The following is a 24,740-nucleotide window of genomic DNA, read 5'->3' as shown; positions in this document are numbered from 1 at the left end:
TGACCGCGGCCCGCGCCCTGGACCTCCGGCGTCCGCTCGAGCCGTCGCCCGCGACCGCCGCGGTGGTCGACCTGCTGCGCAGCAACGGGGTCGAGGGGCCCGGTCCCGACCGACACCTCTCGCCCGAGATCGAAGCCACCGTCAACCTCGTCCGCGACGGTCAGGTCCTGGCTGCCGTCGAAGCCGTGATCGGAGAGCTGCAATGACCGTCCATGAAACCGACAACCCACGACTGCCGATCCGCGCCGGCCGCGGCAGCGAGCTGACCGCGCGCTCGTGGCAGACCGAGGCGCCGCTGCGGATGCTGATGAACAACCTGGACCCCGAGAACGCCGAGAACCCCGCCGAGCTCGTCGTGTACGGCGGGACCGGGAAGGCGGCGCGGAACTGGGAGTCCTACGACGCGCTCGTCCGCACCCTGACCACGCTCGCCGACGACGAGACCATGCTCGTGCAGAGCGGCAAGCCGGTCGGCGTGCTGCGCACCGACGAGTGGGCACCGCGCGTCCTGATCGCGAACTCCAACCTGGTGGGCGACTGGGCCAACTGGGAGGAGTTCCGCCGGTTGGAGCAGCTCGGGCTGACCATGTACGGCCAGATGACGGCCGGGTCCTGGATCTACATCGGCACCCAGGGCATCCTGCAGGGCACCTACGAGACGTTCTCGGCGGTCGCGGCCAAGAAGTTCAACGGCACCCTGGCCGGCACCATCACCCTGACCGCCGGCCTGGGCGGGATGGGCGGCGCGCAGCCGCTGGCGGTCACCATGAACGACGGCGTCGCGATCTGCATCGAGTGCGACCCCTCCCGGATCGCGCGCCGGATCGAGCACCGGTACCTCGACGTGCAGGCCGACTCGATGCAGCACGCGCTGGAGCTGGCCGTCGAGGCCCGCGACGCGCGCCGGCCGCTGTCGATCGGGCTGCTCGGCAACGCCGCGTCGCTGGTGCCGCAGCTGCTGGCCAACGGCGCCCCGATCGACATCGTGACCGACCAGACCTCGGCGCACGACCCGCTGGCCTACCTGCCGATCGGCGTCGAGTTCGAGGACATGAAGGAGTACGCCGCGCGCAAGCCGGAGGAGTTCACCGGCCGGGCCCGGGCCTCGATGGCCCGCCATGTCGAGGCGATGGTGGGTTTCGCCGACGCCGGCGCCGAGGTCTTCGACTACGGCAACTCCATCCGCGGCGAGGCGCAGCTGGCCGGCTACTCCCGCGCCTTCGCGTTTCCCGGCTTCGTCCCGGCCTACATCCGCCCGCTGTTCGCCGAGGGCAAGGGCCCGTTCCGGTGGGCGGCGCTGTCCGGTGACCCCAAGGACATCGCCCGCACCGACAAGGCCGTGCTCGAGCTGTTCCCCGAGAACGAGTCGCTGCACCGGTGGATCAAGATGGCGCAGGAGCGGGTGCACTTTCAGGGCCTGCCGGCCCGGATCTGCTGGCTCGGCTACGGCGAGCGGGACAAGGCCGGCCTGGCCTTCAACGACCTGGTGGCCCGCGGCGAGGTGAGCGCGCCGATCGTGATCGGCCGCGACCACCTGGACGCGGGTTCGGTGGCCTCGCCCTACCGCGAGACCGAGGCGATGGCCGACGGCTCGGACGCGATCGCGGACTGGCCGCTGCTCAACGCCCTGGTCAACGCCTCCAGCGGGGCGACCTGGGTCTCGATCCACCACGGCGGCGGCGTGGGCATGGGCCGTTCCATCCACGCCGGCCAGGTCAGCGTGGCCGACGGAACGCCGCTGGCGGCCCAGAAGCTGGCGCGGGTGCTCAGCAACGACCCCGGCATGGGCGTGATCAGGCACGTCGACGCCGGCTACCCGCGCGCCGACGAGGTCGCCGCCGAGCGCGGGGTGCGGGTCCCGATGCGGGAGCAGTAGGCCTTTTCGGCGACCTGGCGCGCGACCGCGCAGGGTTGGTTAGTCTCGGGCCGTCCCGCGTTAGCCGCGCCTGCGCCGGCTTTCGCGCGCCTGTCGTCGGAGGGAGAGGGGCTTGGCTATGAATAACTGGCACTGGGGTTAAACGCGCTCCACAAGTGGGTGCCCGGGACGGCTGAGACTGTCTCGGGCACCTTTTTATGCATGGCTTTCAGATGTGACCCCCGTGTCCCCCTCTGCGAGATGACACCGCACAGCTCCGCTGGCGCCAGGGTCCGGGTGCCGCGTCCTGCCGACCCTTGCCGCTGTTGGTAGACCTCATGATCACAATTACCGGCGTGTAGTTCTGAGAACCGGGGCATGGGATGGTTCGGCTACCTCTACCTTTCGGTAGACGCCAGGCGCCGCTTGGCGAGGCCGCAGTCACGCAGCCGTTTCCCACCGAGAGGGGCCGATAACGCAGTGGTTGACTCAGCCTCCGGACATGTGCCCATCGCCGAGCTCGTCCGTCAGAAGCTCGCCACCGGCTTGACCCTGCGCCAGCTTGAGCAGCGCTCCGGCGGCTCGGTGCCTTATCAGACGTTCGGCAAGATCAGCAAGGGCGAGGTGCGGGGTTGGCCGAAGTCTCGTGAGGTCATCGAAGGCACCGCGAGCGCTCTGGGCGTGGACGCCCGGGAGGTGGTGCTGAGCTACGCCACCCAGTTCCAGATCGACGTCTCAGAGGACCGATCGCTGCTGGCCTCGATGCTGCCGGCCTCCACCGGGACGCTGACGATCGAGCAGGCGCAAGCGGTGGCAGAGCTCATTCGCGCGTTCACCGCGCCTGCGGCCGTGCCTGCGCCGACGCCGATCGACATCTCCACGTTCAGCACCGCCGAGCGGCGCCAAGTCACCGGCCTGGTCTCCGAGCTGGGAGACCGGACCCAGGCGGCGCAGGCCGAGGGGCTCGCCGGCTTCGCGGCGGTCCTGGCCTTAGTCCAAAGCACGCTGGCATCAGCCGTTCAAGGATTAGAAGGCAGCTAGCCACGGCAGGTGGCCGGCCGGGAGGTAGGACAGCTAGTCCTGCCCCTGCTACCAGTTCCGGGTGATGCCGGCCGCGTCGCGCCGGCCCATCAGGTCAGACATCGCCTCGATCAGCAGGCCCTCCAGCTCGGCGTCGGCTGTGGTCGCGCAGCCCAGCGCCGCGCGCACCCCGGCAGCGGCCAGGTCCTTGCGGAACCCGGTGGCCAAGAACGGCCCGCCCTCAGGCAGGCCGACCGGGATCAGCACCAGAATCTGCCGGGAGCCGTAACGGCCCAGCAGGTCCGAGGGTTGCAGACCCGACTCGATGGTCTGCAGAATGCGCACCTCCTGACCCGCCTCATCCGGATCGATCATGAACAGGGCGACGGAACCGTACACGTCATGCAGCCTCTGCTGAGCCTGCACCATCCACGCCTCTTCGGACCACAGGCCCGTGACGGAATCGAACGATTCGGTGACGTCGACGGCGTGACGGAGCGAGGCGAGGTGCAAGCCGTACAGCAGCACCAACGCGCCCACCGCGAGCAGCGGGTGCCAGTAGAGCATGGCCAAACCCACTACTGCACCCAATCCCTGGGTGCTGACCTCGATCAAATGCAGGCGCGGGTCCAGGAACATCCGCAACCCGTTGCGGCCCCCCGAGATGTAGTACAGCGCCGCGACGTATCCAACGTTCAGCAGGCAGACAGTGGGCACTGCTAGCGCGACGCCACTTGGCCCTGGGACGTGGCTCACCACAAAGGCCGCAGCCAGATATGCGCTGGCCAACCCCGCAATGCTGACGGCGTATTTGACCGGCCGGCCACCCTGATGCACCTTCCGCGACGGCCACTCACCAAGTGCGGCGATTATTACGAGCGCCGCTACGAGCGGCAACGGGAGCACCACTGCTCCCGCGAAAGTCCAGATGCCGGTCATATCGGGAACGCGGTCAAGAGTAACGGCGCGTCGTAGCCGCTCTACTCGCCTTAAAGAGGTCGAATAAGCGAGACTCAGCAATACCAAGAGCGCGAAGTACTCAATCGCAAGGGTCATTTTCGCGCGCCTGTCGTCGGACGGGAGGAGGGGTTTCGTTATGAATAGCTGGCACTGGGGTTAAACAAGCTCGCAGAAACGGGGTGCCCGGGACAGCTGACACTGTCTCGGGCCTCCTGCTGAGCTTCGGTCATCAAGCCTGGACGGCGGGGTTTCATCATGAACAACTGGCACTGGCCGGTCGCCTAAGTGCACCGCAAAAAGACGGGGTGCCCGGCTGCGATCCGAGGGAACGCGGACGCGCACTCCAACTGTCGGAGGGGGTGTTATTGATGCTGCGTCACTGGGACTGGTCGTAAACCTACGTACACGATCCGTGGCAGGGCGCGGCTCACAAGGCCGCGCCCTGCCGCCGATCAAGCCGCTTCTCATCGCAATCCCCCCGTACCGACCGTCACAGACCGTACCCGTCATACTCGGATCTGTCACCACTAGTTGACACTCCAGCGTGGCAGTACACACGTACCTTCTGTCTGACGCGCTCAGATGCGCTTCGCTCGGATGGTGCAGCATGGGGGTTTCGCCTTTGCGGCGTAGGGCGAACGGGGTGTGTTGTCTCGACTAGCGCCGCCTGGGACCGTTACTGAACTGACCGGCCGTCAGGGCCAGGACATGGGTCGGGTTGACCAGCAGCGCGAGTGCTCGTCGGAGTATGCCAGGTTGCGTTTCGCCAAACCCGGCATTGCCCAAATCCAGTTAGGACTTATCCCGGTCTCAATTGTCCCGAGAGGCTGATGGCGGGGAGAGCTTGAACAGGCTCGAAGCGCCCGGAGCAGCCAATTCAGACAAACTTCCGGGTGCCGTAGCAGCAAGGCCAAGGCTACTTTGGGAAGTACAGGGGTGTAATTATAGACAGTTCGCCTATAGAGGGAGCCCCAAACTTCAGGCCCGCCTATTACTCAGACAGTCAACCGCTATTTCCTGCGGAACGGGGCGGTTACCAACTGGGGCAATTAAATGGCGGAGTCCTTTAACCTCTTCCCTCTAGACGATTGCCTAAAAGCGCTGACGAGGTCACCGCCGAGCGCGGATGCGAGGCCAGGACCGCGACTGAGCAGTGAGACGTTCGGCGAATCGCCCGTGCACTCGGGCAGGGGTTGTTAATCTCGGCCGTCCCCGCCTAACCGCACCTGCGCCGGGCTCGCCGAGCGAAGCTGGCAGCGCTGAGGAGAACACCACGTGCTGCCCACTGCCCTACCGTTCACCCCTGCCGACGCGGATCGCTGGATTCGCGCCGGGCTGCCCCGCTGGGTCACCAGCGTCGCGCTCCCCTCGCTGTGGGCGCTGGCGGTCGTGGTGGCGGTGGTCAACGACACCGCCCGGTGCACGCCGCAGGATCCGTCTATCTGCGGGCCCGACTCCACCTTCGCCCTGTGGGTCGTGGTGTGCCTGGCGACGCCGGTGCTGCTGTGGTGGATGCCGGTTTTCGGCTGCCTGGCAGGGGTGGCCTTCGCGCTCGCCGAGCTTCGCTACGACGACGTGACTGGCGCCCGTTGGGCGTTCGGGCTGCATGGCCTGCTGTGCGCGCTGGTCGCGGTGCGGTTGGCGCACGGCGCGGCCGAGCAGCGGCGGATCGCGGCTGCGGCCTCGGGCGGCCTGCGGGCCACGGCCGGCAGCGTCGCGGGTGCGTCGAAGGATGCCCGTCACCTGAGCGCCGGGCAGCTGGCCCTCGCCGGCGCGCTGGTGCTGGTGGGCATCGGACTTTTCTCCTGGTACGGCCACGAGGTGGCCACCGAGCAGGCTCATCTGGACCGTGCCGTCCGGGTCCAGGCCAGCATCACCGAGGTCCAGCGCGATGAGCACATCAAGCTCGAGGTCAACAGCTCCGCTGTCGAGGCCGGCGAGCTCACGATCGACCTGATCGACACTGCGCCTTATCCGTTGCACTCGAGCACCCCGTTGCTGCTGGACCCCGAGGACCCGCGCTGGGTCCGGCTGGTGGCCGAGCCGCGGGATTCGACCGGCTGGCAGAGCGCCGGCGCGGGCTGCTTCCTGCTGGCGTTCTTCTCGCTGCTGCACAACTGGCGGTGGCGCCGTGGCCTGGCAGCGTTGCGCTCGGGCGATCACCCCGTGCTGCGGGTCAGGACTTGCCTGGACGAGAGGGGCCACGCCCTGATCCTTCCCGCCCTGGGCAGCGCTTACGCACGGGCCGCCGAGCGCCCCATCGCCAGCTTGGCGCTGTCTGCGGCGCTGCCCCCGCCCAAGCACGCGGCTGCCGGCGCCAACGTCGAGAGCGAGGCGGGTGAAGTCCTCGGGTCCGCTGAGCGGCTTATGCCACAGCTGTGGATCGTCGAGGACGCCGTGCTGCTCGGCTCGCTGCACGACGGCGGGATCGCATCGCTGATCACCGCTGACGCGGTGCTGCTGCCCGCGGCTCGGCTGCGCGTCGGACGGGCGCGTCAGCGCCCGCCGCGCCGACCGGGCGGCGACCACAGCGGCGGCAGCGGATCGGGCGATGACAGCGGCGGCGGCGACGGCGGCGGCGACGGAGGCGGCGGCGGTGACGGAGGCGGCGGCGGTGACGGAGGCGGTGGAGGCGGCGGCGACTGAGTTGCCGGACGCCGGTCCCCGGCGATGCGCTCAGTCTCTGGCGGCGGCTCCGCCGGGCAGGACGACCAGCGGCTCGACGGCCGCGGCCGCCAGGTCAGGCGGCACCATGTGGCCGCCGGCGAACTCGCGGTAGTCGACCTGGTAGCCCTCGGCCCGCAGTTGGCCGACGATCCGCCGGCTGCAGCGCTGAATCGGCAGCACCGTGTCGGCGTCGCCGTGGGAGATGAAGACCGCCGGCTTGCCGCTGCGTCGACCGGGCGCCACGAAGCCCGGCGAGAAGGCCAGTATCCGGTTGAACAGCTCGCCGTTGATCAGGCCGACGGACAGCGCGTAGGAGGCGCCGTCGGAGAACCCGGCCACCGCGATGCGGGCCGGGTCAACCTCGAAGTGCTCGAACACCTGGCTCAGCAGCCGATCCAGCATCGCGATGTCCGGGCCGAACCCGCCGCCGACGATGTCCCAACTGCGCTCCCGCGACTTCGGCGCCAGCACCAGGAAGCGGCCGCGCTCAGCCTGCTCGCGCAGGACCGGGAGCACCCGCTGCGGATGGGAGGTGGCGCCGTGCAGCAGCACCGCCAACGGCAGCGCGGCGCTGGTCGCACCCGGGGGCACGAACAGCGCTGACTCCTGGCCACGGCCATCTGACAACAGGTGCAGGCCAGGAGGCAGCGGCGCATCGGTGGGCTGACCCGGCCGAGCTGACAGCGCTCCGACCTGCCAGCCGAGCTGGGCCTGCGGGGAGAAGACAGCGTTCACATCGTCCTCTGATGGGTAGCGGGCGCCTGGGCTCGATCCAATCCCCACCGCCTCTCATCCTAGGACCGGATCTGCCGGTGACGCTCGTGCTGAGCGGGACCTCTGACTGCCCTTCCAGGAGCCCGCGCGACGCCCTTCGCCGCGCCTGCTGGTTTGACTGCCGCTCAGGAGTGCGAGGATGATCCACTTAACGGGTCAAACACGATCCCGTGCCCACTCAAGGAGCACCTATCGTGACCGACAATCCCCCCGGTTCCTACGGTTCCAGCTCGTACGGCTCCATGCCGCCCTCAGCCCCCCAGGCCCAGCCCGCGCGGCCGGTCGGCGGCAGCGGCATGGCAACGACGGCGCTGGTGCTCGGCGTCCTGGCTGTGATCACTTCTTTCACCGTCCTCGGCGGTGTCCTGCTGGGCCTGCTCGCGGTGATTCTCGGCTTCATCGGCCTGCGCAAGGCCCGTCGCGGCCTGGCCACCGGCCGCGGCCGGGCGATCGCGGGCATCATCCTCGGCCTGCTCGGCATCGCGATCTCGGTCGCGCTGATCGCGATCGGGGTCAGCTTGCTCAACTCCGATGAGGCCCAGAACCTGCAGGACTGCCTCCGAGACGCCGGCACCAACCAGAGCCAGGTGCAGCAGTGCGAGGACGAGTTCCGCGACCAGGTCACCAACAACCCGTAGGCCATTGCGCCTCAGCGCAGTTGGCTGCCGACGCTCTGTACCAAGATGGGCATATGAGCCTGCATCTCGCGACGACGCCGGCAGCCAACGCGCTGCTGGCTCAGGACCCACTGGCACTGCTCGTCGGCATGCTGCTGGACCAGCAGATCCCGATGGAGAAGGCATTCACCTCGCCCCAGGTGCTCGCCGAGCGGCTCGGGGTTCCTCGGCTGGACGCGGCTCTGATCGCCGACTACGACGCTGTGGAGTTCGAGGAGCTGTTCCGGCGGGTGCCGGCGCTGCACCGCTTTCCGGCCGCGATGGCCAAGCGGGTGCAGGACCTGTGCCGGGCGCTGGTCGAGCAGTATGACGGCGACACCGCCTCGGTGTGGACCACCGCCGCCGACGGCCCGGAGCTGGTCAAGCGGATCGCCGGCCTGCCCGGCTTCGGCCAGCAGAAGGCCCGGATCTTCACCGCCCTGCTCGGCAAGCAGTTCGGGGTCCGGCCGGTCGGCTGGGACACCGCGGCAGCTGCCTACGGGGAGACGGGTGCCTTCCGGTCGGTCGCCGACGTGGTCGACGGCGAGTCGCTGAAGAAGGTCCGCGACTTCAAGAAGCAGGCCAAGGCCGCGGCCAAGGCCGGTTCGTGAGCCTGCTGCTGAGCGGGATCGGGCTGCTGGCGACCCAGGACCCTGAACTCGGCGAGATCTCCAACGCCGCGCTGGTGATCGAGGACGGGCTGCTGGCCTGGATCGGCCCGGCCGCCCAGGCGCCGGCCGCCGACACCGCTCTCGACCTGGGCGGGCGTTGCCTCCTGCCGGGATTCGTCGACTCACACGCGCACCTGGTGTTCGCCGGCGACCGCGCCGAGGAGTTCGCCGCCCGGATGACCGGCCAGCCCTATACGGCAGGCGGCATCCGGTCCACGGTGGCCGCGACCCGGGCGGCGACCGATGAGCAGTTGCGGGCCAACCTGGCCCGGCTGGCGGCCGAGCTGCACGCCGCCGGGGTGACCACCTTCGAGTGCAAGTCCGGCTACGGCCTGGATGTGGCCACCGAGCAGCGCTCGGTGCGGCTGGCCGCCGAGCAGACGTCCGAGGTCAGCTTTCTCGGCGCCCACGTGGTGCCGGCCGGCGTCGACCGGGGCGACTACCTCGACTTGGTCTGCGGGCCCATGCTCGACGCGTGCGCGCCGCACGCCCGCTGGGTGGACGTGTTCTGCGAGCAGGGCGCCTTCGACGTGGCCGAGAGCCGGGCGGTGCTGCGGGCCGGCATGGCCGCCGGGTTGGCGCCCCGGTTGCACGCCAACCAGCTGAGCGCCGGCGGCGGCGTGGCGCTGGCCGTCGAGCTCGACGCCGCCAGCGCCGACCACTGCACCCACCTGTCAGCCTCCGACATCGACGCTCTCGCCGGCTCGTCGACGGTGGCCACGCTGCTGCCGCTGGTCGAGTTCTCCACCCGCTCGCCCTACCCAGACGCCCGCGGCCTGCTCGACGCCGGCGCGGTCGTGGCGCTGGCCACCGACTGCAACCCCGGCTCCGGGTTCTCCACCTCGATGCCGCTGGCGATCGCGCTGGCCGTCCGCGAGATGCGGATGACCCCGGCCGAGGCGGTCTACGCCGCAACCGCCGGCGGCGCCCAGGCGCTGCGCCGCGACGACATCGGCCGGCTGGCGGTAGGCATGCGAGCAGACCTGGTGGCGCTGGACGCCCCGAGCTACCTGCACCTGGCCTACCGGCCGGGCGTGCCGCTGATCCGGCAGGTCTGGATCGGCGGCACGGCTTGGTCTGGCGAGGGCTGCCAGGAGTAGTCGAAGGATCTCAGCGCGCTGCCGGCCTTGGCGGGGAGCGCTGAGGTCGAGACGGTCACCGTTCCCGGACTGCGTAGGTCAGGTGGGTCACCCGCTGCGTCGGCTCCGAGCGGATCTGCTCCAGGGCCACGCGGCTCGCGTCCACGCCCTCGAACAGGCGGATCCCGGAACCGAACAGCACGGGTGAGAGCGCGATCGTGAACTCATCGACCAGGCCGGCGTTGAGGTATTGCAGGATCGTCGCGCCGCCGCCGGCGATGCGGACGTCCCGGTCGCCGGCGGCCTCGCGGGCCTGGCGCAGCGCGGACTCGATGCCGTCGTTGACGAAGTGGAACGTGGTGCCGCCCGGCCGCTGCCAGGGGTCGCGCTTGGAATGCGTCACGACGAAGACCGGCGTGTGGAACGGCGCCTCCTCCGGCCACATCTGCTCGCCGGCGTCGAACATGCGCTTGCCCATCACGCACGCGCCGGTGCGCAGATGCGTCTCCCGCACGATGTCGTTGTCGCGCCCCTCCTCGCCGCCTTCGCCGAGCTTGAGGTTCTCCCGGAAGAACCGCTGCGAGAAGACCCACTGCTGCAGTTCCATCCACTGCTGCCCCATCAACTCCCCGAGGGACCCGGGCGCGATGAACCCGTCCAGCGACATCGTCACGCTGAAGAAGACCTTTCCGGTCATCAGCCCTCAGCTGTCTTGCGAACGAGTTCGATGACGTAGGCAGCCAGGTTGCCCAGGGTCTGCTGGGCGCCCTCGATCGCGTGGTACTTCTCGACCGCCTCGTCGCGCAGCTGCTTGGTGGGGAACACCGTGCGCATCTGGATCCGGGTCGCCGCTCCGTCGGCCGCGAACGTCAAGACCGACTCGAAGGCGTTCGGGTCGCCGCGGGACTCACCGTGCAGCATCGCGATCCGCTCCAGTGGGGTGATCTCGGTCCAGGTGATCCACTCCTGGTAGTCCGTCCCGTCCGGTCCGTGCATCACGAAGTCCCACGCCCCGCCGACGCCGAACTCGAACGCCCGCGTGGTGGTGGTGAACCCCTCCGGCCCCCACCACCGCGACAGGTGCCGCACCTCGGTGAACGCCTTGAACACCAACTCGCGCGGGGCGCTGATGGCTCGGGAGATCACGATCTCGCGGTCGGCCGTCGCGGACCGCGCCGGCGCTTGTCGTCCTGTCGCGCTCATCAGCTACTCCTTCTGCCTTGCCTGCTTGAGGTCCTGCACGTACTCGTCCAGCCGGTCGAAACTCTGGTTCCAGAACCGCTCGAACCCGTCGGTCCACTCGTGAATCGGTCGCAGCCCGCGGGCGTCAAGGCCATACAGGCGTTGCTTGCCTGCCTTGCGGTCCCGCACCAGTCCGACCTCCCGGAGCACCCGCAAGTGCTTGGACGCCCCCGGCTGGGTCATCCCCAGCTCCTTGGCCAACTCGGTGACTGGCCACTCACCCGCCCGAAGCAGCACCAGGATCTGCCGGCGCTGCGGCTCGGCGATCGCGTTGAAGACGTCCGACGTCGTCGCTGCGCGTGCCATGGCGCAATCATATTCCCATATCGGCACGCGTCAAGCCGGATAGGCGTGGTCTGGGCTGTTCGATGAACTAAGGAGTCTCAGGCGAACCGGCGAGCGATCCCCTCGGCCCGGGCCAGCAGTCGCCGTAGGTCAGGTCACCGCCACGAGATCGGCCTGAACCAGCTCGCCGTCTTCGATGAGCAGCAGGCCGACGGTGCCTCGGGGTTGGCGGCGCTTGTCTGTGGGTGAGCCGGGATTGAAGATCCGCTGACCGTCGTGCACCTCGTTCAGCGGAATGTGCGAGTGCCCGAACACCACCAGCTTGGCGTCGGGAAACCGGCGCCGCAGCCGGGCCGGCCGGCCGGCCCTCGCGCCGCTGTCGTGGACCATCGCCACCGGCAGGCCGGCCAGCTCCAGCTCCAGGGTGTCCGGGGCGCCCCAATCGGCCACGTCCGGGCCGTCGTTGTTGCCGCGCACCGCGTGCACCGGCGCCCACGCCGACAGCTCGTCGAGCACGACCGGGGTGCAGACGTCACCGGCGTGCAGGATCACCTCGACGTGCTCCAGCAGCCGCGCGACCGGCGGCGGGCAGGACTTCCAGTACCGGGGCGCGTGGGTGTCAGACAGCACGGCCACCCTCATGCCCACCAGCCTCGCACAGCGCAGCCGGGGGCCACAGCGCAGCCAAGCCCGCAGCCGCAGCCGGGACCACAGCCGCCGCCGGGACCCGCAGGGCAGACTGACGGCCGTGGACGACACCGATCACCCCCTGACCGGCGCCGCCGTCATCCGGCGCCGCTACGGCAGCGACGAGTCCCAGTACGGCCAGTTGCACCTGCCTGCGGGCGGCCGGCGGCCGGGCACCGTGATCGTGATCCACGGCGGGTTCTGGAAGGCCCAGTACGGCGCAGATCTCGGCGCGCCGCTGGCCGCGGACCTCGCCGCCCGGGGTTGGGCCGCCTGGAACCTGGAGTACCGCCGGGTCGGCAACGGCGGTGGCTGGCCGAACACGATGGCCGACGTGGCGGCTGGGATCGACCTGTTGGCCGAGCTGGGCCTCGACCTCGGCCGGGTGGTGGCGATCGGGCACTCCGCCGGCGGGCACTTGGCCACCTGGGCCGCCGGGCGGCCGAAGCTGCCGGACACCGCCGTCGGTGGCGCTCCCCTCGTCAGGCTGACCGGGGTGATCGCGCAGGCCGGGGTGCTTGACCTGGTCCAGGGTGCTGCTGACGGCCTGGGCAGCATGGCCGTGCCCGCGCTGCTCGGCGGTATGCCGGACGAGGTTCCCGAGCGCTACCGGCTGGCCAGCCCGCGACACCAGCTGCCGCTGGGCGTCCCGGTTCGCTGCGTGCACAGCCCGGACGATGACACGGTGCCGTTCTCCCAAAGCGCTGACTACGTCCAGACAGCCCGCGCGGCTGGCGACGACGCCAGCTTGATCGAGGTCACCGGCGGCCATTTCGGGGTCATCGATCCGGCCTCGGCCGCCTGGCAGGCGATCCTGGGCCTGCTGCCGGACCTGCTTGCCGGTTGACCAGCGACTCTTCGCACCGAACCCGCCACGCGTCGGACGTCTCAGCCGGCGGCGCCGGTAGCCGGTCGCGGGCCGCTACTGATCCGCCAGCGGCAGCCCTGTTGACAAAAGGGCCACCGGGACGATTCCGTCTGAACGGACGGCAGGTTACCGTAGGGTAACTACCCGCGAAGCTCGAAGGACGTGGCATGGTCACCGAGGCATTTGTTTACGACGCGATTCGCACCCCGCGAGGCAGGGGCAAGCAGAGCGGATCGCTGCACGAGGTCAAACCGATCTCGCTGGTGGTCGGCCTGATCGAGGAGATCCAGCGGCGCAACCCCGGCCTGGACCCGGCCCGGATCGAGGACGTGATCCTCGGCGTGGTGTCTCCGATCGGCGATCAGGGCTCGGTGATCGCCCGCACCGCCGCGTTGGCCGCCGGCCTGACCACCTCAGGCGCGGGCATCCAGGTCAACCGGTTCTGCGCCTCGGGACTCGAGGCGGTCAACCTGGCCGCCCAGAAGGTCCGTTCCGGCTGGGAGGACCTGCTGCTGGCCGGCGGTGTCGAGTCGATGTCGCGGGTGCCGATGGGCTCTGACGGCGGCGCCTGGGCGGCGGACCCCGAGACCTCCTACGCCACCAGCTTCGTCCCCCAGGGCATCAGCGCCGACCTGATCGCGACCATCGAGGGCTTCAGCCGCGAGGACGTCGACACCTTCGCCGCGGACTCCCAGACCAAGGCCGCCAAGGCCCAGGCCAACGGCGCCTTCAGCAGGTCGCTGATCCCGGTGCGCGACCGCAGCGGGTTGACCCTGCTCGACCACGACGAGTTCCCGCGACCCGGCACCACCGTCGAGACGCTGGGCAAGCTGCCGGCCTCGTTCGAGGCGATGGGGCAGATGGGCGGCTTCGACGCGGTCGCCCAGCAGAAGTACCACTGGGTGGAACGGATCAACCACGTGCACACCGCCGGCAACTCCTCGGGCATCGTCGACGGGGCGGCGTTGACGCTGATCGGCAGCGAGCAGGCCGGCGCCGATCTGGGCCTGACCCCTCGGGCCCGCATCGTGTCCACCGGCGTGGTGGCCCAGGAGCCGACGATCATGCTGACCGGACCGGCTCCGGCCGCCAGCAAGGCGCTGGCCAAGGCCGGCCTGAGCATCGACCAGATCGAGTTGTTCGAGGTCAACGAGGCCTTCGCCGCCGTCGTCCTGAAGTTCCTGCGTGACCTGGACGTGCCGGCTGAGAAGGTCAACGTCAACGGCGGCGCGATCGCGTTGGGCCACCCGCTGGGCGCGACCGGGACCATCATCCTCTCGACCCTGATCGACGAGCTGGAGCGCAGGGACCAGCGCTATGGCCTGGCCACCCTGTGCGTGGGCGGCGGCATGGGCGTGGCGACGATTGTGGAGCGCGTCTGATGACCGGCATGATCACGTGGGACCTCGACGCCGACGGCATCCTGACGCTGACGATGGATGACCCCGAGCAGCGCGCCAACACCATGAACGCCGCCTTCCAGGACTCCCTGGTGCAGGTCGTCGACCAGCTCTACGCCGAGCAGGACGCCATCAGCGGCGTGATCCTGACCTCGGCCAAGAACACCTTCTTCGCCGGCGGGGACCTGCGGCTGCTCAGCCAGGTCACCGACGACACCGCGGCGGAGTTCTTCGCCGCCGCCGAGAAGGTCAAGGCCGAGCTGCGCCGGCTGGAGACCTATCCCCGGCCGGTCGTGGCGGCGCTGAACGGCACCGCCCTGGGGGGCGGGCTGGAGATCGCGCTGGCCTGCCACCACCGGGTCGCGCTGGACCGCCCGGACAGCCAGTACGGCCTGCCCGAGGTAACCCTCGGCCTGATGCCCGGCGGCGGCGGGGTGGTCCGGACGGTCCGGATGCTCGGCATCGCCGACGCGCTGACCAAGCTGCTGCTCAAGGGCCAGCGGCTGCGCCCGGCCGAGGCTGTCGAGACCGGCATCGTCGATGAGCTGGCCAGCAGCCCCGAGGAGCTGCTGGCCGCCGCCCGGCGCTGGATCGCGGCCAATCCCGAGCCGGCCCAGCCGTGGGACCGCAAGGGGCACAAGATCCCCGGCGGCACCCCGGCCAACCCGTCGTTCGCGGCGATGCTGCCGGCCTTTCCCGCCAACCTGCGCAAGCAGCTCAAGGGAGCGCCGATGCCGGCGCCGCACCACATCCTGGCCGCGGCGGTGGAAGGCAGCCAGGTCGACATCGACACCGCGCTGCGGATTGAGACCCGCTACCTCACCGACCTGGCACGCGGGCAGGTCAGCAAGAACATGATCAAGGCGTTCTGGTTCGACCTGAACTCGATCAACTCCGGCGCGAGCCGGCCGGCCGGCTTCCCGCCCCGGCTGGTCAGCCGGGTCGCGGTGCTCGGCGCCGGCATGATGGGCGCCGGAATCGCCTACGTGGCGGCGCGCAACGGCATCGAGGTGGTGCTGCGCGACGTCTCGGCGGCGGCCGCCGAGAAGGGCAAGGACTACTCCCGCAAGCTGCTGGACAAGGCCGTCTCGCGCGGCAAGCTGACCAGTGACGAGCGCGATCAGGTGCTGGCCCGGATCACGCCGACCGATTCGGTGGCCGATCTGGCCGGCTGTGATCTGGTCATCGAGGCGGTGTATGAGAACCTCCGGCTCAAGCACCAGGTGCTCGCCGAGGTCGAGCCGGTGGTCGCGCCGGACGCGCTGCTCGGCTCCAACACCTCCACGCTGCCGATCACCTCGCTGGCCGAGGGCGTCACCCGGCGGCAGGACTTCATAGGCCTGCACTTCTTCTCACCGGTCGACAAGCTGCCGCTGCTGGAGATCATCCGGGGCGAGCAGACCTCTGACTCGGCGCTCGCGCGGGCCCTGGACTTCGCCCGGCAGGTCAAGAAGACCCCGATCGTCGTTCAGGACAGCCGCGGCTTCTTCACCAGCCGGGTGATCGGCACCTTCGTCAACGAGGCGCTGGCCATGCTCGGCGAGGGCGTGCACCCGGCCACCATCGAGCAGGCCACCACCCAGGCCGGCTACCCGGTCGGGGCGCTGCAGCTGGCCGACGAGCTCAACATGGAGCTGTTCGCCAAGATCCGGGACGAGAGCCGGGCGGCGCTGCAGGCCTCCGGCGGCACGTTGGCCTCCCATCCCGGCGAGGCGGTGGTGGACCGGATGCTGGCCCTGCAGCGTCCGGGCCGGCTCCGGGGCGCGGGCTTCTACGACTACGACTCCGCCGGTGAGCGGGTCGGGCTCTGGCCGGGCCTGGGCGCTGAGTTCGAAGTCCGCGGCGACCCGGCCGAGCAGGACCTGGTCGAGCTCGGAGAGCGGATGCTGTTCGCCGAGGCGCTAGAGTCCGTGCGCTGCCTGGAGGAAGGCGTGCTCACCACGGTCGCCGACGCCAACATCGGCTCGATCATGGGCATCGGCTTCCCACCCTGGACCGGGGGCGTGCTGCAGTACGTCAACGGCTACCGCGGGCGCACCGGTGACGGGGTCGCGGGATTCCTCGCCCGCGCCGAACAGCTGGCCGCGCGCTACGGCGACCGGTTCAGCCCCCCGCCGCTGCTGGTCAAGAAGGCCGAGAACGGCGAGACCTTGTGAGTTCGGGCCCGCCCGGCGCCCAGGCGCCGGCGAGCCCGGCGCCCGGCCCGCTGAACGGCATCCGCATCCTGGAGTTGCCCGCGATCGGGCCGGTGCCGTTCCTCGGCATGCTCTTGGCTGACCTGGGCGCCGAGGTGATCCGGATCGACCGGAGGACTCCGGGCGCCGATCCGCTGTCGACGTTGCTCGGGCCGGCGGGCCCGCTGGGCCGCGGTCGCAAGTCGGTGGCGGTCGATCTGCGCCAGCCGGCCGGCGCGGCGGTGGCCCTGGACCTGATGGCCGAGGTCGACGTGCTGATCGAGGGTTTTCGGCCCGGGGTGGCCGAGCGGCTCGGGATCGGACCGGCGCAGGGGCTGGCCCGCAACCCCCGGCTGGTGTACGGCCGGATGACCGGCTGGGGGCAGGAGGGGCCGCTGGCGCTGACCGCCGGTCACGACATCACCTACCTCGCGGTCTCGGGCCTGCTGCACGGGATGGGCCCGGCAGCCGGTCCGCCGATCCCGGCGGCCAACTATGTCGGTGACTTCGGCGGCGGCGCGATGTCGCTGGCGGTCGGGCTGCTGGCCGCGGTGCTCAGCGCCCGGTCCACCGGCGCCGGCCAGGTGGTCGACGCCTCGATGGTCGACGGGGCCGCCTACCTGGCGACGATGGTGCGGACCTTGCACGGCCATGGGCTGTGGCGCGACGAGCGCGAGGCCAACATCTTCGACGGCGGCGCCCCCCACTACCGCTGCTACGCCTGCTCCGACGGCCGATACGTCGCGGTGGGAGCGCTGGAGCCGAGGTTCTGGGACCTCGTGGTGCGCACCCTCGGGCTGGACCCGGACAGCACCCCGTCGCCGCTGGACCCGGCTCGCGCCGGCGAGCTGGCGGATCTGCTCGCCGGCGTCTTCGCCCGCCGGCCGCGCGATGACTGGGCGGCGTTGTTCGCCGGCCTGGACGCCTGCGTGGCGCCGGTGCTGACCCTGGCCGAGGCGCTGGACTATCCGCACAACCAGGCTCGCGGGTCCTACGTGGAGGTAGCCGGCGTGCCGGTGGCCACACCAGTCCCCCGCTTCAGCGGCACCCCGGCGACCGTGGCGGGGCCACCGCCTGAGATCGGGGCCGACACCGACGAGGTGTTGACCGCGCTGGGGTACCCGGCTGACCGGCAAGCTGAGCTGCGGGCCGCCGGCGTCATCGGCTGAGCGGGCGACCGGGCAGTCATCGGCTGAGCGAGCAGTCAGAGCAGTCAGAGCAGTCAGAGCAGTCAGCGGGAGTTCTGCGCGACCCAGTCCTGCATCCGATCCCACTGCGCCTCCAGCCAGTCCCGCTGGCCGGCCTCGTCCGCCGGAATCGTGGCCGCGCTCTGCTGCCACCAGCTGATCCGCATCGGACGCTCACCCAGCGGCAGCGCCCGCCAGATCAAGCCGGGGCTGGTGAGGGTGTCCAGGCCGGTGTGCGCCACGACCAGCACCTCAGCGTCCGGGCGGGCCTGCAGGCAGGCCAGCGCGCCGCCGGGGTACGGCGGCAGGACGTGGGTGTTGGCCTCGGCCTCCCGGGCCGCCCGCCGCCGACCTGAGCGCCACAGCCGCCGGACGGCCCGCCGGTGCCGGTGCGGCGTCCAGTTGCCGCCTTCGGGGAACAATAAGAGCGCGTCGTCGCCGCCCAGGCCGGCGGCCAGCTCACTGAGCGGTTCGACCCGGTCCTCGCCGGCGCCAGACCGTGACGGCACGAAGTAGCAGCGAAGCCGGTTGAGCAGCACGTCCAGCCCTGGGTCCCACTGCAGGGCAGCCTTGAGCACCACTCTCGGGCACCGGTCGAGCCGGCTGGCGATCAGGTGCACCAGGGCGAAGGAGTCGCCGGGGCCGGCGTGCCGGGCGAACACCAGAAACGGCGCCGTCGAGCCGGCCTGCCGGGGCGGCAGCGGCTGCTCGGTCAGCACCGTGAACCCGACCAGCGCGTGGCTGGCGACCTGCAGCCGGTCCAGGCACCAGCGCAGCAGCGCCACATGGGCAGGCAACCACTCAGCTCCGCGCCGGCTCCGTAGCGGGTGGGTCAACCACAGCCCGAAACAGCCGAGCACCATCACCAGATTGAGCGTCAGGTACGCCCAGGCCAGCCATGCCAGCCGCCAGAGCCTGCCGTTGACGGGCCGGACCAGCCCGATCAGCGCCCCGTCGAGCCAGGCGAGCGCGCCCAGCACCGCGAACAGGCAGCTCAGCAGCACCGCCAGCGGCACCCACAGCGGGTCCACCAGGCACCGGCGCAGCCATCGCGGTGGCAGGCCGGCGGTCATCCAGCACTGCCCGGCCGGGTGCTGGGGGCAGGGTCAGCCAGGTATTGGGCCGAGGCTTCGTAGCCCCGCTCGATCCGGTCCGCGACCCGGGAGGCGTCCCGGTAGCGCATCGACACCAGCGGCGTGTCCGGATCACCGCTGGGCAACACATGCACCTCGACGTCGACGTCGCCGGTCAGGGAGGCCATCTCTTCGACGAACCGGTGCCGACGGGCGATCTCGAAGGCCACCAGCCCGACCTCCCACGGAAAGCGGGGCGCCCGCAACGGCTGCTCGACCCGCCCCACGTGCAGGACGTAGATCGTCCGAGCGCCCAAGGCCACCGCTCGGCCGACTGGAATCGAGTGCACCAGGCCGCCGTCCAGAAAATGCTCGCCGTCGATGACCACCGGCGGCAGCAGACCCGGCACGGCGCACGAGGCGAGCACTGCCTCGGCGATCGGACCGGCCGTGAACCAGTGCGCGGTGGCTCGCTCGATGCTGGCGGCCACGCACTGAAAACGCACCTGCAGGTCCTCGATGTCGCGAACCTTCAGGTGGTCGGCGGCCAACTGCCGCAGCGCGTCCGAGGAGTGCAGGTGAGTGCCGTGCCTGATCAGGGTCCTGGCCCGGCCGAAGACCGACCCGGAGAACACCTCAGAGGCGGCGAGCTCCTTCCAGAGCTCGGTCAACCCGCGCACGCTGTCCAGGCTGGGATCGGCGGCCAGCATCGCCCCGTTCAGAGCCCCGACGCTGGTGCCCAGCACCAGGTCCGGACGGATCCCGCGCTCCAGCAGCGCTCGCAGCATGCCCACCTGCGTCGCCCCGAGCACCCCGCCGCCGCCCAGCACGAACGCCACCTCGGACTGCGGTTCGGGCTGCGGTTCGGGTTGGGCCATAGCAGTGATCATGCCTGGGTGGGCGGCTGCTCACTGGATGAACCCGCTCGCAGCGACCGCGGCCACCCGCCGACCGCCCGGCTCAGAGCCCGGTCAGCGCTTGCGGCTCGCCCGGACGGCGCGCAAGACGCCGAGCACCAGGCCGGGCCGCATCAGCGCATCGGGCCGATCGACCAGGCCTGCCACCCGGAAGAACGCGGCGGTGAACCTGCCGTCGGACTGGGCCGCGGTGTGCAGCTTGGAGATGTAGGCATTGCCCATCCGCCCCTTCACGGTGCGCTTGCCCTGAACGCCGGGGAAGGCCAGGTCCCCGCCGGCGGAGATGTCCCACGGAACGTCGACGATGGGCTTGCACTCCTGGAAGAAGTCGATCGGACGGGCCGGCCCCCGGTCGAGGTGCTCGGCCAGCGCCACCGCCTGCATGGCCGCCACGGTCATCCCCTGGCCGTAGACCGGGTTGAACGCGCACGTACCGTCCCCCACGACCAGCAACGCCTCGGGAAAGCGGGTGAGCTGGTCATAGCGGCGCCGGACGCTTGCGGGCACGTGAAAGGTGACCGCGTCATCGACGGGCACGCAGTCCTTGACGGTCTGATAGATCTCCTTGGCGTCCAAGGACTTCGCGTACTCCAGGAACCCGTCGTCCTCGCGCGGCGGGTGATCGCCGAGCAGGCCGGTCAGTGACAGCATCGCGACGTCTTTGTCCAGGCGGGCGAAGAACGCCCCGCGCGGGTTGCCGGGATGAGCCACCGAGTTGATCGACAGGTCCGCGCCGTAGGGATCTGAGCCGAGCTTGAACAGCCGGGTGGTGTAGGCGAGGTCGATCACGACCCTCTCCTCGGCCGGACGCGGGTAGCCCATCTCCTCCAACCAGGCCGGCGTTCGGCTGCCCCGTCCGCAGGCGTCGATCACCAGGTCGGCGGTCAGCACCTCGGGCTCGGCGTCGCCGGCTACCCCGGTGACGCGCACACCGGTCACCCTGCTCCCGTCGTCGGTGAGCTGCAGGCCGTTGACCACCGTGAGGTCGCGCAGCTCGACATTGGGCATCGAGGTCACCCGCTGGCGCACGTGCCCCTCCAGCTGCGGCCGGGTCGCCGACACGCTGAGCAGGCCGGACTCCTGCTGCTTCAGCGGCCTGCCGTTGAAATACCACCGGATGTTGCCGGCCAGATCGCAGCTCAGCACGCCGGAGGCGGTGAGCTCCTGCTGCAGGCCGGGGAACAGGTCTTCCAGGATCCGCTGGCCCCGAGCCAGCAGAGCGTGCGCGTGCCGACCCTGGGGCACGCCCTTGCGGGCCTGGCCGATGGCGGCGACCGGGTCGCGTTCGATGACCACGACCTGCCGGTATCGATCTGCCAGCACGCGCGCGGTCAGCAGGCCGGCCATGCCAGCGCCCAGAACTACTGCGCGGTCACCCAGGATCAGGCTCATCGGCGATGTTCCTCTCAGCGCTGGAGTCTGCGGCTCAGCGGCGAGCAGCCACGCCCTACCTTCGCACCCGCGGCGCGCCGACGAGTCTTCTGCGATGCCCCGTCGCTTGCGGGCCGCTGAGGGCGAGCACGGTGGAAGAAAATGCACGCGAGTGAATCGGAAAAGATGACCGATGGCTACCCGGACACCCGACGAGGCGCACGCGTCACCCGAGTGGCCCGCCATCTCGGGCTCCTCCGGTCACCCCCAGAAATGACGAACGCCGCAGTCCCGGCGGGAGCTGCGGCGTTCGACAACGCTTCGGTGTGGTTACACCTCGGCGGGGGTGTTGGTGTTTCCCTCGAGCAGCGAGCGAACTTCAGACTCACGGTAGCGGCGGTGGCCGCCAAGCGTGCGAATCGAGGTAAGCTTGCCAGCCTTCGCCCACCGAGTAACCGTTTTGGGGTCGACTCGGAAGAGCGTCGCCACCTCTGACGGAGTCAGTAGCGGCTCAGACTCTGTACGTTGACGAGGATTGGTCATTGACCCTCGCCCCCTTCCTGGATATTTATAACGCGCATCCCGTTGCGACGTCCTAGGAAGTATGCACCAGTTTCCGATGCAACCTCTTGTCTGCGCGCTGTGAAGTTTGCCTTGTTAGATCACGATTTAGCATCGAAGCGCTGCAAAGCTGTATTTCTTACACAGTTGGTGATCACAGAAACACACGGTGTTAGCGGTCTGGCTGGATGCGCGCTCGAAGCCGACTTGACGCTCGTCGCCCGCTGTTCACGGGCGGTGTGCGGCGGAGCGGATCTGCGATGTACTCTCGGACCTACGAATTGATACTCATTCCCGGCGCGGACTTCCCTAGCGACTCCGCCCGGATGACCGTGCGAGCGAGGGGGTCGAGCCATGGGGCGCGGCCGTGCTAAGGCAAAGCAGCAAAAAGTGGCGCGGGAGCTGAAGTACAACTCCCAGAGCACTGACTTCACTGCACTCCAGCGGGAGCTCGGCCATCCAGCCGAACCCGGCTACTCGGAGCCAGGCTCGGACGGCGATCCCTACGCCGACGACGGCATCGAGGATGAACAGAGCTGGGTGAGCGGTCCCCGTTAGCCCTCAGCTTCGCTAGAAGCTGCTAGCTGCGTAATCGCCACTAAGGCGCACCCTGCTCTGGCCGGGGTCGCCGGCGGTGACTACCCCGAGACGCCAGGCGGTCAGCTCGCAGGCCGCCAGCAGCTCCAGCGCGGCTTCGGCGTACCCCGCCGACACCACGGCCACCATGCCCACTCCCAGGTTGAACGCCGGCTCCAACGCGGCGCGCTCGATCGCGCCGGCCCGGGCAAGCACCTGAAAGATCGGCAACGGTGACCAGGTGGCCCGGTCGACCTGCGCGCTCAGCCCCGGCGGCAGCACCCGCTCCAGGTTCGCGGCCAGGCCGCCACCGGTGATGTGGGAGAACGCGTGCACCCCGGCAAGGCCGCCGTCGGCGATCAGCCGCAGGCAGTCCCGGGCGTAGATCCGGGTGGGAGTCAGCAGCTCCTCACCCAGGCTGCGGCCGGCCAGCTCGGCAGGCGTGTCTGACAGCGCCCACCCGGCGGTGGCCAGCACGTGCCGCACCAGGGAGTAGCCGTTGGAGTGCACCCCTGACGAGCCGATCGCTATCAGGGCGTCGCCGGGTCGCACCCGGTCCGCGCCCAGCACCGCGTCGGCGTTCACCACCCCGGTGCCGGCGCCGGAGATGTCATAGTCATCGGGTCCCATCACGCCCGGGTGCTCGGCGGTCTCGCCACCCACCAGGGCACAGCCGGCCTGGACGCAACCCTCGGCGATGCCCGACACGATCTGGGCGATCTTCTCCGGGACCACCTTGCCGGTGGCGATGTAGTCCGTCATGAACAGCGGCTCGGCGCCCACCACCACCAGGTCGTCGATCACCATCGCCACCAGGTCGATGCCGATGGTGTCGTGCCGGTCCAGCTGCTGGGCGAGCACCAGCTTGGTGCCCACCCCGTCGGTCGAGGTGGCCAGGACCGGGCGCGGGTACCGGGTGAGGTCGAGCTGGAAGAGCCCGGCGAAGCCGCCGAGGCCGCCCAGCACCTCAGGACGGGCGGTCCGCCGGACCGAGGCCTTCATCAGCTCGACGGCCCGCTCGCCTGCCTCGATGTCGACGCCGGCGCTGGCGTAGGAGACCGGGGCGGGGCTGGTGGCAGCAGAGCGTGAAGCGGCGGAGTCCAAGTCGCTCGGCTGGCTCACGTCAGGCGCAGCGAGTCCGCGCCGGCAAGGCCTTCCACCCGGTCAGGCTCTGGGCCCACCGCTGCCGCGCCGTTGCCCTGGGCTGAGGCGTTGACGCCGTTGACCGCCCTGCCGATTCCCTCCAGGACGTGCTTGCCGACCACCTGGGGCAGCGGAATCGGGTACGCGCCGTCGAAGCAGGCCCGGCACAGCCGGGTCTTGGGCTGCTCGGTGGCCGCGACCAGGTTCTCCAGCGACACAAAGCCAAGCGAGTCCGCCCCGAGCGAGGCGCGGATGCCGTTGACGTCCAGCCCGCTGGCGATCAGCTCGGCGCGGGTGGCGAAATCGATGCCGTAGAAGCAGGGCCACTTGATCGGCGGCGAGGCGATCCGGACGTGCACCTCGACCGCGCCGGCCTCGCGCAGCATCCGCACCACCGCGCGCTGGGTGTTGCCGCGCACGATCGAGTCGTCGACCACGACCAGCCGCTTGCCGCGGATGACGTCGCGCAGCGGGTTGAGCTTCAAGCGGATGCCGAGCTGCCGGATGGTCTGGGAGGGCTGGATGAACGTCCGGCCGACGTAGGCGTTCTTGACCAGGCCCATGCCGTACGGAATGCCGGAGGCCTCGGCGTAGCCGATCGCGGCGGGGGTGCCCGACTCCGGGGTCGGCATCACCAGGTCGGCCTCGACCGGATGCTCCGCGGCCAGCCGGCGACCGATCTCAAGCCTGGTCGAGTGCACCGACCGGCCGGCGATGGTGGTGTCGGGCCGGGCCAGGTAGACGTACTCGAAGACGCAGCCCTTGGGGTCGGGGTTGGCGAAGCGCTGCGAGCGCAGGCCGTCCTCATCGATCGCGATCAGCTCTCCGGGCTCGACCTCACGGACGAAGGAGGCGCCGACGATGTCCAGCGCGGCGGACTCGCTGGTGACCACCCAGCCCCGGTCCAGCCGGCCGAGTGACAGCGGTCGGACGCCCTGGGGGTCGCGGGCGGCGTAGAGGGTGTGCTCGTCCATGAAGACCAGCGAGAAGGCGCCCTCGATGGTAGGCAGCACCCGCATCGCGGCCTCTTCGACCGAGACGTCGGGGTACGCGGCCAGCAGCTCGGTCATCAGGTCCGAGTCCGTGGTAGCCGTCAGCTGCGACCCCCGGTCGCGGCCGCCGTCGCCGCTGGCGGCTTCGTGCAGCTTGGCGGTGTTGACCAGGTTGCCGTTGTGCGCCAGCGCGATGCCGGTGCCGGCCTTGGTGGTGCGAAACACCGGCTGGGCGTTCTCCCAGGTGGAGGAGCCGGTGGTGGAGTAGCGGGTGTGGCCGAGGGCGATATGGCCCTTCAGGGTCGCCAGCGTCGACTCGTCGAAGACCTGGGAGACCAGGCCGAGGTCCTTGAAGACCAGGATCGACGAGCCGTCGCTCACCGCGATCCCGGCGGCCTCCTGGCCCCGATGCTGCAGGGCGTACATGCCGAAGTACGCCAGCTTGGAGACCTCTTCACCGGGTGCCCAGACACCGAAGACGCCGCATTGGTCCTGCGGTCCTTGGTCGTGGGGGTCGAGTTCATGGGTCAGCCTGCCGTCTCCGCGCGCCACGGGCACAGTCTAGGGGGTAGCTGCCGGTGC

General features: G+C 70.1%; 24 protein-coding genes. 12 read left to right on the top strand and 12 right to left on the bottom strand.

Annotated features, from left to right (window positions below):
* From VGB75_15845 to VGB75_15835, 3 genes are all read left to right on the top strand, one after another.
* Positions 1 to 206, top strand: a 206-nt coding sequence (locus tag VGB75_15845; GenBank protein HEY0168516.1) for a hypothetical protein, incomplete at its 5' end; no start/stop codon positions are given.
* The gene (gene hutU / locus VGB75_15840) at positions 203 to 1,876 is read left to right on the top strand and encodes a urocanate hydratase (GenBank protein ID HEY0168515.1); all 1,674 of its coding nucleotides are present in this window, start codon (positions 203 to 205) and stop codon (positions 1,874 to 1,876) included. The genes VGB75_15845 and hutU, both read left to right, overlap by 4 nt.
* Before the next feature lie 483 nt (positions 1,877 to 2,359).
* Positions 2,360 to 2,896, top strand: coding sequence for a hypothetical protein (locus tag VGB75_15835; GenBank protein HEY0168514.1), 537 nt, complete (start codon positions 2,360 to 2,362; stop codon positions 2,894 to 2,896).
* Positions 2,897 to 2,944: 48 nt separating this feature from the next.
* Here the strand turns inward: VGB75_15835 and VGB75_15830 are convergent, their stop codons facing one another.
* Positions 2,945 to 3,814 (bottom strand): hypothetical protein, encoded by an 870-nt coding sequence (locus VGB75_15830; GenBank protein HEY0168513.1) that lies wholly within the window; start codon positions 3,812 to 3,814, stop codon positions 2,945 to 2,947.
* A gap of 1,296 nt (positions 3,815 to 5,110) precedes the next feature.
* On the opposite strand from VGB75_15830, the gene VGB75_15825 reads away from it, so the two are divergent.
* A complete protein-coding gene (locus tag VGB75_15825) occupies positions 5,111 to 6,481 on the top strand; it encodes a hypothetical protein (GenBank protein ID HEY0168512.1) in 1,371 nt (456 codons plus the stop codon).
* 30 nt (positions 6,482 to 6,511) lie between these two features.
* Here the strand turns inward: VGB75_15825 and VGB75_15820 are convergent, their stop codons facing one another.
* On the bottom strand, positions 6,512 to 7,285 hold the full coding sequence (locus tag VGB75_15820) for a PHB depolymerase family esterase (protein HEY0168511.1): 774 nt from the start codon (positions 7,283 to 7,285) through the stop codon (positions 6,512 to 6,514).
* A gap of 185 nt (positions 7,286 to 7,470) precedes the next feature.
* Here VGB75_15820 and VGB75_15815 point away from each other — a divergent pair, with 185 nt between their 5' ends.
* The 3 genes from VGB75_15815 to hutI are packed head-to-tail and all read left to right on the top strand — an operon-like array spanning position 7,471 to position 9,703.
* The gene (locus VGB75_15815; protein HEY0168510.1) at positions 7,471 to 7,914 is read left to right on the top strand and encodes a DUF4190 domain-containing protein; all 444 of its coding nucleotides are present in this window, start codon (positions 7,471 to 7,473) and stop codon (positions 7,912 to 7,914) included.
* A gap of 53 nt (positions 7,915 to 7,967) precedes the next feature.
* Complete coding sequence (locus tag VGB75_15810; protein ID HEY0168509.1) at positions 7,968 to 8,543, top strand: HhH-GPD-type base excision DNA repair protein; 576 nt, start codon at positions 7,968 to 7,970, stop codon at positions 8,541 to 8,543.
* Positions 8,540 to 9,703 carry an imidazolonepropionase gene (hutI, locus tag VGB75_15805; GenBank protein HEY0168508.1) on the top strand — a complete coding sequence of 388 codons (1,164 nt, stop codon included), beginning with the start codon at positions 8,540 to 8,542 and terminating at the stop codon, positions 9,701 to 9,703. Before VGB75_15810 ends, hutI begins: the two co-directional genes overlap by 4 nt.
* A 55-nt stretch (positions 9,704 to 9,758) precedes the next feature.
* Here hutI and VGB75_15800 read toward each other — a convergent pair whose 3' ends face one another.
* The 4 genes from VGB75_15800 to VGB75_15785 form a co-directional block, all read right to left on the bottom strand.
* Positions 9,759 to 10,379: a dihydrofolate reductase family protein gene (locus tag VGB75_15800; protein HEY0168507.1), complete on the bottom strand. Its 621-nt coding sequence runs from the start codon at positions 10,377 to 10,379 to the stop codon at positions 9,759 to 9,761.
* Positions 10,379 to 10,885: an SRPBCC family protein gene (locus VGB75_15795; protein HEY0168506.1), complete on the bottom strand. Its 507-nt coding sequence runs from the start codon at positions 10,883 to 10,885 to the stop codon at positions 10,379 to 10,381. Before VGB75_15795 ends, VGB75_15800 begins: the two co-directional genes overlap by 1 nt.
* Before the next feature lie 3 nt (positions 10,886 to 10,888).
* Positions 10,889 to 11,230, bottom strand: a complete 342-nt coding sequence (locus VGB75_15790; GenBank protein ID HEY0168505.1) for a metalloregulator ArsR/SmtB family transcription factor — start codon at positions 11,228 to 11,230, stop codon at positions 10,889 to 10,891.
* Positions 11,231 to 11,359: 129 nt separating this feature from the next.
* Positions 11,360 to 11,851, bottom strand: a complete 492-nt coding sequence (locus tag VGB75_15785; protein HEY0168504.1) for a metallophosphoesterase family protein — start codon at positions 11,849 to 11,851, stop codon at positions 11,360 to 11,362.
* A gap of 106 nt (positions 11,852 to 11,957) precedes the next feature.
* On the opposite strand from VGB75_15785, the gene VGB75_15780 reads away from it, so the two are divergent.
* The 4 genes from VGB75_15780 to VGB75_15765 all read left to right on the top strand — a co-directional run bounded on the left by VGB75_15780 (position 11,958) and on the right by VGB75_15765 (position 17,507).
* Positions 11,958 to 12,743, top strand: coding sequence for an alpha/beta hydrolase (locus VGB75_15780; protein HEY0168503.1), 786 nt, complete (start codon positions 11,958 to 11,960; stop codon positions 12,741 to 12,743).
* Positions 12,744 to 12,931: 188 nt separating this feature from the next.
* A complete protein-coding gene (locus VGB75_15775; GenBank protein HEY0168502.1) occupies positions 12,932 to 14,146 on the top strand; it encodes an acetyl-CoA C-acetyltransferase in 1,215 nt (404 codons plus the stop codon).
* Positions 14,146 to 16,320 (top strand): 3-hydroxyacyl-CoA dehydrogenase NAD-binding domain-containing protein, encoded by a 2,175-nt coding sequence (locus VGB75_15770; protein HEY0168501.1) that lies wholly within the window; start codon positions 14,146 to 14,148, stop codon positions 16,318 to 16,320. The genes VGB75_15775 and VGB75_15770 overlap by 1 nt, the downstream gene beginning before the upstream one ends.
* Entirely contained in the window at positions 16,317 to 17,507 is a 1,191-nt protein-coding gene (locus tag VGB75_15765; protein HEY0168500.1) for a CaiB/BaiF CoA-transferase family protein, read from the top strand. The genes VGB75_15770 and VGB75_15765 overlap by 4 nt, the downstream gene beginning before the upstream one ends.
* A 62-nt stretch (positions 17,508 to 17,569) precedes the next feature.
* Here the strand turns inward: VGB75_15765 and VGB75_15760 are convergent, their stop codons facing one another.
* The 4 genes from VGB75_15760 to VGB75_15745 all read right to left on the bottom strand — a co-directional run bounded on the left by VGB75_15760 (position 17,570) and on the right by VGB75_15745 (position 21,429).
* Positions 17,570 to 18,598, bottom strand: coding sequence for a 1-acyl-sn-glycerol-3-phosphate acyltransferase (locus tag VGB75_15760; GenBank protein HEY0168499.1), 1,029 nt, complete (start codon positions 18,596 to 18,598; stop codon positions 17,570 to 17,572).
* On the bottom strand, positions 18,595 to 19,476 hold the full coding sequence (locus VGB75_15755) for a patatin-like phospholipase family protein (protein ID HEY0168498.1): 882 nt from the start codon (positions 19,474 to 19,476) through the stop codon (positions 18,595 to 18,597). The genes VGB75_15760 and VGB75_15755 overlap by 4 nt, the downstream gene beginning before the upstream one ends.
* A 93-nt stretch (positions 19,477 to 19,569) precedes the next feature.
* Entirely contained in the window at positions 19,570 to 20,907 is a 1,338-nt protein-coding gene (locus VGB75_15750; GenBank protein ID HEY0168497.1) for an FAD-dependent monooxygenase, read from the bottom strand.
* Between the two features lie 309 nt (positions 20,908 to 21,216).
* Positions 21,217 to 21,429, bottom strand: coding sequence for a BldC family transcriptional regulator (locus VGB75_15745; GenBank protein ID HEY0168496.1), 213 nt, complete (start codon positions 21,427 to 21,429; stop codon positions 21,217 to 21,219).
* Between the two features lie 372 nt (positions 21,430 to 21,801).
* Between VGB75_15745 and VGB75_15740 the strand changes: the two genes are divergently transcribed.
* A complete protein-coding gene (locus VGB75_15740; protein ID HEY0168495.1) occupies positions 21,802 to 22,005 on the top strand; it encodes a DUF3073 domain-containing protein in 204 nt (67 codons plus the stop codon).
* A 12-nt stretch (positions 22,006 to 22,017) separates the two neighbouring features.
* Here the strand turns inward: VGB75_15740 and purM are convergent, their stop codons facing one another.
* Together purM and purF are read right to left on the bottom strand one after the other, a co-directional pair.
* Positions 22,018 to 23,145, bottom strand: a complete 1,128-nt coding sequence (purM, locus tag VGB75_15735) for a phosphoribosylformylglycinamidine cyclo-ligase (protein HEY0168494.1) — start codon at positions 23,143 to 23,145, stop codon at positions 22,018 to 22,020.
* Entirely contained in the window at positions 23,142 to 24,710 is a 1,569-nt protein-coding gene (gene purF, locus VGB75_15730; GenBank protein HEY0168493.1) for an amidophosphoribosyltransferase, read from the bottom strand. Before purF ends, purM begins: the two co-directional genes overlap by 4 nt.
* Positions 24,711 to 24,740 lie beyond the last annotated feature (30 nt).

It is taken from the genome of Jatrophihabitans sp. (genome assembly GCA_036399055.1).
Lineage (GTDB): Bacteria > Actinomycetota > Actinomycetes > Mycobacteriales > Jatrophihabitantaceae > Jatrophihabitans_A.
Note: the sequence above shows the minus strand (reverse complement) of the source record. Positions and strands in the feature narration are given on the sequence as shown.